A 1,789-nucleotide genomic window follows, 5' to 3' on the forward strand; every position below is an offset into this window, starting at 1 on the left:
CGTGATGTGGGCGCTGGAACATAACCGCATGATTGATGTGGAAGATGCCAATGTAGTGGCGGAGATTCAGTTGCTGAAACAGCAGGCGAATACCATCGAAGGGTATAACACGATGCGGGAGCAAACGAAAAGAGGTATAGCTGATCTCAATACGCAGGCAGAAATAGGGCGGCAGCAAAGAGCGGTATTAGCGGGGCAAATCCAGGAACGTTGGGACGAAAACTCAGTGGATTTCAGGATGGACAATCCAGCATACCGGGCGGCGGAGTCTTTGTTTAATTATGAAGATGCTTTAGCTGCTGAGCGGGCGATGTGGGGCGATGGAAAAATAGCTGCACAGTCGCTAAGGGATGGTATCTCGGCAACAGGTGACATGATTGAGGGCTCTGCCAGATTCTATGCTGGGGCATTTGATAAGGCTTACAACAGTTTTGATCGGATCATGAATAAGGGCTTCGACAGCCTTATCAATCAACCAGCAGATGGAGTCAGAACAATCACTGATTCATATAGCTTATCGGCGGGTTATTCTACGTATACATTAGGTGGTGACATTACATTTGCGTTCCAGTCGGATGGTAAAGTTGCAGTAGGCTGGGCAACGGCACCTGCGGGTTTTAAAGCTGATACAGGTAGAGGGTTTGAGTTTGGGTATACTCAATTACATTGGGATCCAGCAGCATATGGCAAAAATGCTGATGCTGAAACTGTTCTTGGAGGGTATGGTACAACTGGGGGGCTAATGATAAATGCTCCTCGAATAGGAGCTTTTGGAAGAGTAGAATCAACGTCTTGGGAAAGTAAACCGTTTAGCTCTGATAGAGCAGCAATTGCTTCAGGCTATTCATACAGTTTGTCACTATCACCTAAAGTCGATAGTGTGCTTAACTCTCCAATAACACCTGTTGCGAACGCTTCTTATGGAGGATTATTGTTCGATATGCAGCCTGTAGATTTGGGATGGTTTGGGAAGTTGCTTTATTGGGGGCGTCAATGACTAATATCTATACAGCTTCTTACATAGATTTTAACTGGTGGCTAGGGGGCATAATTATAGGAGTCTGGATCGCTTGCTTAATTCCAGGAGCTAGAAATGTCTTTGTCCACAAGCGGCGTTTTTTTCTTGGGGATCGATATGGAGCGTTATTCTGCCTAACTCTGCCTATTTCTGTTGTTTTATTTAGCTTGTCTAATAAAGGATATTTTGCAAATAGAGTATTAAATGAGCAGCGAACTACCTATGTGGGGCATGTTGAAATTAATTACACGAGACCTGGAGTGGAGTCTGTGAATCTTAATAAAAAAGAGTTATTAAGATATAAGTATGAATCCACTCATTTCCCAACACATTGCTGGCAAGGACGCTTTCAAGATGAGTTAGCAAAAAATCCAGATGCTAGATTCCGTGCTGAAGTCGCTTGGATTGGTGGTAACGATTCCAACGAGAAAGATGGGACCGAAAATGAGTTTCCCTGTATTTTGAAACTAGATGTTTTGATAGCTAGATGAATACTGTTGTGCAGTTGTTGTTGTCCCGTTGTCCCGTCCGGGTGTCCGGCAGGATTATTGAAGGTTTTTGTAACGCCATTTTGTTTGAAAGTTAAACAATCTGGCTGAAGTTTCTTACTAAAAATGTCTGAGTGTGATCAGAATTTTTAGCGCGCCTTAAGAATTTTTACTCTTTTTAAGCAAGTGGCGGCTATTCAGGTAGCCGCTGCCTCTATCCTGCGCGGACAGTGTGTCTTGTGGTAATGCAGCTTGTAACCGGGTTTATTCTCTGGCATAAACC

2 protein-coding genes are annotated in these 1,789 nt (G+C 43.9%); both read left to right on the forward strand.

Features of this window, described 5'->3' with window-relative positions:
• On the forward strand, positions 1-997 hold a 997-nt coding region (locus LSG34_RS20605), incomplete at its 5' end, for a hypothetical protein (protein WP_233011214.1).
• Positions 994-1,509, forward strand: a complete 516-nt coding sequence (locus LSG34_RS20610) for a hypothetical protein (protein ID WP_233011215.1) — start codon at positions 994-996, stop codon at positions 1,507-1,509. The genes LSG34_RS20605 and LSG34_RS20610, both read left to right, overlap by 4 nt.
• Positions 1,510-1,789: the final 280 nt, after the last annotated feature.

This window comes from Rheinheimera faecalis, from assembly GCF_021290965.1.
GTDB classification, from domain to species: Bacteria; Pseudomonadota; Gammaproteobacteria; order Enterobacterales; family Alteromonadaceae; genus Pararheinheimera; species Pararheinheimera faecalis.